Here is a 4,488-nt window from a genome sequence, read left to right as displayed (position 1 = left end):
CGCGCACCTGGAGAAGCCGCGTGCGGGTGCCGTCGTACTTGGACAGCGCGCTGAAGACGACGGTGCGGATCGGCACGTTGATGCCGACGCCGAGGGTGTCGGTGCCGCAGATGACCTTGAGCAGCCCGGCCTGGGCGAGCTGCTCCACCAGCCGCCGGTACTTGGGCAGCATGCCCGCGTGGTGCACGCCGATGCCGTGGCGCACGAGCCGGGAGAGGGTCTTGCCGAACCCGGCGGTGAAGCGGAAGCTGCCGATCAGCCGGGCGATCTCGTCCTTCTCCGCGCGGGTGCAGACGTTGATGCTCATCAGCGCCTGCGCGCGTTCCAGCGCGGCCGCCTGGGTGAAGTGGACGACGTAGATCGGCGCCTGGTTGGTGGTGAGCAGCTCCTCGATCGTCTCGTGCAACGGGGTGAGCCGGAACGAGTAGAACAGCGGGACCGGGCGCTGCGCGGAGGTGACGACCGCGGTCGGGCGGCCGGTGCGCCGGGTGAGGTCCTTCTCGAAGAAGCTGACGTCGCCGAGCGTGGCGGACATGAGCAGGAACTGCGCCTTCGGCAGCTCGAGGATCGGCACCTGCCACGCCCAGCCGCGGTCGGGCTCGGCGTAGAAGTGGAACTCGTCCATGACGACCTGGCCGACGTCGGCGGCCGCGCCCTCGCGGAGCGCGATGTTGGCGAGGATCTCGGCGGTGCAGCAGATGATCGGCGCGGCCGGGTTGACGCTGGAGTCGCCGGTCAGCATGCCGACGTTGGCCGCGCCGAAGATGTCGCACAGTGCGAAGAACTTCTCGGAGACCAGCGCCTTGATCGGCGCAGTGTAGAAGGTGCGCTGCCCGCCGGCGAGCGCCGCGAAGTGCGCGCCGGTGGCGACCATGCTCTTGCCGGACCCGGTGGGCGTCGAGAGGATCACGTTCGACCCGGAGACGATCTCGATCATCGCCTCCTGCTGCGCGGGGTAGAGCGACAGGCCCTGCTCCTGCGCCCAGGCGCTGAACGCGTCGAACAAGGAGTCCGGGTCGGGGTCGGCCGGCAGTGCGCGGATGAGCGGGGCCTCGATGAGTGTCATGGTGCCTTCGATCGTGCCTGATCCGCGCTCGGGGCCGGCGGCGAGGTCAGGCGCGGCGCAGGGTGATCTTGGTCCACGCGCCCAGGTACACGCGGTCCCCGTCGGCGAGGGGGCGGGGCGTGTTGGGCGACAGCGGCGTGGACTCGTCGTTGACGGACAGGCCGTTCGCCGAGTCGAGATCCACCACCGACCAGCCGTCCGGGCCGCTGACCAGCAGCGCGTGCAGGTGCGAGACGCCCGGGTCCTCGGGCGGGCCGATCAGGTCGATGTCCGGCTGGATGCCGCGGCTGCGGCTCTGCCGGCCGATGCTGACCTGCTCGCCCTGCAGGGGAAAGTGCCGGTCCGGGCAGAACGGCGGGAACCGGATGCCGGCCGCGTCCGGGCCCTCGGCGGCCATCACCTGGTCGAAGTAGGCGCGGTCGGCGCTGACCGTCGCCGTCCACGGGGTGGCCGCCGGCATCCGGACGGCGGGCACCGGTTCGACGGACGGCACGGCCTCGGGATCGGGTGCCGCCTCGGGCGTCGCCTTCGGCGGGGGAGCGGTCAGCGAGTCGTGGCCGCACGCCTCGCAGAAGCGGCCCGCGAGCGGCGCCCCGCAGGCCTGGCAGGTCGCGCCCGCCGGCGGCAGGTCGGGCGCGGCGGGTGCCGCCGGAGCCGCGGCCGCGGGGTCCGCGGGCGGGGCGCCACCGATCTCGCGGCCGCAGACGTCGCAGAACTCGTCGTCGGCGGAGTCGTGGCCGGCCGGGCACGTCGGCATGGGACCTCGCTAGCTCTCGGTGGGCTCGGCGGGCTCGGCCTTGCGGCGCACCCGCATCGTCTTGCTGGACCGGGTGTCCAGGGTCATCTCGTCGACGGCCGCGACCTTGCGCTTGAGCCGCACCGTTCCGGTCTTGGCGTCCTCGACGTCGACGACCTTCGCGAGCAGCTTCGCGGTGTCGGAGTGGCCGGTCTCCGTGGCGAGCTGCACCGCGCGCCCGAGCTTCGCGGTCGCGGTCTCCACGTCGCCCGCCTTGCGTGCCTCGAGCCCCTCCTGGATCGCGTCGGCGAGCTCGGCCTGACCCGTGTAGTGCGCGACCTCCCGGTTGATCCGCGTGGACAGCGCCGTGTCCTCGGTCCACACGGCCACGATGTTGCCCTTGCCGACGACGGTCTCCGAGCCGTCCGGCCCGGGCAGCACCAGGCTCACCCGCCCGGCCAGCATCTTCTCGCCCGTCGCGGCGGCCGGCACCTGCACGCACACGTGGTAGTCGCGCGTCTCCGAGCCCCACGAGCCGGTCGGGTAGTCGCCGCTGCGGGGCGGCACGTCGGTGCGCCGGCCGGTGAGGTCGGCCAGCGTCGGCTCGACCTGCTTGACGAACTTGATCGTGGCGCCCTGCGGGGTCCACAGCCGCAGCGAGACGTCGGCCACCGCCTTGTTCATCGCCGAGGCCGCCATCGCGCGGAAGTCGGCCTCCAGCCCCTCCGGCTCGGCGACGATGTCGACGGTGCCGAGCAGCGCGTCCGCGACCTGGCGCAGCTCCTTGACCTCCCAGTCGGTGCCCACCCCGCGCGCGTCGCAGACGAAGTGGCCGGTCACCTCGTGGATGGTGCGGGCCAGCTGCCGTGGCGTCTCGTGCATGTTCTGCCCGTCGGTCAGCAGGATCGCGTGCCGCATCGAGCTTTCCTGGGTGGCGAACACGCTGTCGGCGAGGTGCAGCCACCTGCCGATCGCGGTGCCGCCGTTGGCCGACAGCTTCGTGACCGCCTGCTTGGCCTCCGCACGCGTCTGGTCGTTGGCCACTTCCAGGCCGTGCCGGTACGGGTAGACCAGCTGCGCCTGGTCGGTCCCGGCGATCACCGCGAACGCGACGCCGTCGCGCAGCGTGTCGATCGCCGCGGCCGTGGCCTGCTTCGCCGAGGACAGCTTGGTGCGCGGCACGTGCATCGAGCCGGAGGTGTCGATGATGATCACCTCGGCGGCCGAGCCCGCCGGGCCGGCCGCCGCGGCCGGCCCGCCGGCACCGGAGGCGGTCACCGTGACGATCGCGTTGACCTCGGTGGCGCCGACCGACAGGTACTCGTTCTGGTAGACCTCGACCGCGAAGTCGGGTGCTCCGGTCATGGTTGACTCCCTGCGGACTCGAGTTTCGGGGGGAACGGCACCAGCACCGTGGTGATGTTGTCGTGGCCGCCGAGCTCGAGCGCGACGTGCGTGAGCTCGCTCGCGGCCGCCTGTAGGTCCACCCCGTCCGGCGGGCCGGGCAGCGCCTCGACCAGTGCCTGCGGCTCCGGCAGGTAGTTCCACAGCCCGTCGCTGCACAGCAGCACCAGGCCGGGACCGGCGGGCGTGAAGGTCAGCATGCGCGGCTCGATGTCGCCGGCGTCCGCGCCGATCCACTTCGACAGCGCGTGCGCCTGATGCACGGCCATCGCGGCCTCCTCGCTCATGCCCTCGGCGACGAGCTCGGCGGCGACGGTGTCGTCGATGGTGAGCCGGCGCGCGCCGTCGGCGGCGAGCCAGTACGCCCGGCTGTCGCCGACCCAGCCGACGGTCACCTCTCCCGGCGTGACGACGGCCGACACGAACGTGCACGACGGGGCCGTGCGCTGCACGGACGGGTCGGCGAGCCCGGCGACCACGTCGACCGCCTTGGCCACGGCCGCCCGCGTCGCGTCCTCGGCGTCCTTGCCCTCGAGCACGGCGTCGAGCAGCACGTCGGACGCCGCGTCGACGGCCAGCTGGGAGGCGTTGTCCGCGCGGTCGGACGTGGCCACGCCGTCACACACCACCGCGACGACGGCCGGCGTGTCGCCGCCGGCCGTCCCGAACGCCATCGAGTCCTCGTTGCGTGCTCGGCGCCTGCCCTTGTCGCTGATGCCCGCGACCGGGCCGAGATCGCTCTCCATCCGGTCCCGGCCGGCCGGCTGCGCGCGCCCGCAGTCCTCGCAGAACCCGTCCGCGCCGACGTGCGTGCCACCGCACGCCACGCACGGCTCGCCCGGCTCGGCCGCGCCGAGCGGCCCGCCGACCGGGGTACGGACCACGCGCAGGTTCGCGCCGCAGCTCTCACAGAATCTGTCCTTCGCCCCGACGGGCTCGCCGCAGTTGGGACAGGTCATCACACCCACGTCCTGGGCCGGATCCGGTTGGCCGTGTCCACCAATGCGATGCGCTCCCTCGTGTTGTCCGCGTGCCTGGCCAGCGTCCGGTAGCAGTGCTCGAGACCGGACCGCAGGTCGTCCTCCGTCAGCGCGCTGCCCAGCACCGTGCCCGTGCCGCCCCGCCCGGCCAGCACCCATTGCAGCGCGGTGCCCAGCACCTCGCTGGACGCGTGCGCGCGCCGTTCGGCGTCCAGCTCCAGGTCGGTGAGCTGCTTGCCCGCCGAGACCAGGTCGTCCTCGGCGAGGTCCGCCGCCGACGGCACCCGGGTGCGGGCCCGGAC

Annotated in this window: 5 protein-coding genes; all 5 read right to left on the bottom strand. The window is 73.1% G+C overall.

The genetic code is table 11. The annotated features are described in order from the left end of the window. Positions 1-1,066, bottom strand: a 1,066-nt coding sequence (locus VH969_RS06760; protein WP_331972072.1) for a DEAD/DEAH box helicase, incomplete at its 3' end; no start/stop codon positions are given. Positions 1,067-1,112: 46 nt separating this feature from the next. Then, entirely contained in the window at positions 1,113-1,823 is a 711-nt protein-coding gene (locus VH969_RS06755) for an FHA domain-containing protein (protein ID WP_331972070.1), read from the bottom strand. A gap of 9 nt (positions 1,824-1,832) precedes the next feature. Further along, positions 1,833-3,167, bottom strand: coding sequence for a vWA domain-containing protein (locus VH969_RS06750; protein WP_331972068.1), 1,335 nt, complete (start codon positions 3,165-3,167; stop codon positions 1,833-1,835). After that, positions 3,164-4,165 (bottom strand): PP2C family protein-serine/threonine phosphatase, encoded by a 1,002-nt coding sequence (locus VH969_RS06745; protein ID WP_331972066.1) that lies wholly within the window; start codon positions 4,163-4,165, stop codon positions 3,164-3,166. Before VH969_RS06745 ends, VH969_RS06750 begins: the two co-directional genes overlap by 4 nt. Continuing rightward, positions 4,165-4,488, bottom strand: a 324-nt coding sequence (locus VH969_RS06740; RefSeq protein ID WP_331972063.1) for a tetratricopeptide repeat protein, incomplete at its 5' end; no start/stop codon positions are given. The genes VH969_RS06745 and VH969_RS06740, both read right to left, overlap by 1 nt.

It is taken from the genome of Actinophytocola sp. (genome assembly GCF_036555685.1).
Classification (GTDB): Bacteria; Actinomycetota; Actinomycetes; order Mycobacteriales; family Pseudonocardiaceae; genus Actinophytocola.
This window is presented reverse-complemented; position numbering and strand designations above follow the sequence as displayed.

What these genes read in the sequence shown, in the direction of transcription:
- VH969_RS06755 (WP_331972070.1), bottom strand. Translation starts at nt 1,823, where the DNA reads ATGCCGACGTGCCCGGCCGGCCACGACTCCGCCGACGACGAGTTCTGC.
- VH969_RS06745 (WP_331972066.1), bottom strand. Translation starts at nt 4,165, where the DNA reads ATGACCTGTCCCAACTGCGGCGAGCCCGTCGGGGCGAAGGACAGATTC.
- VH969_RS06750 (WP_331972068.1), bottom strand. Translation starts at nt 3,167, where the DNA reads ATGACCGGAGCACCCGACTTCGCGGTCGAGGTCTACCAGAACGAGTAC.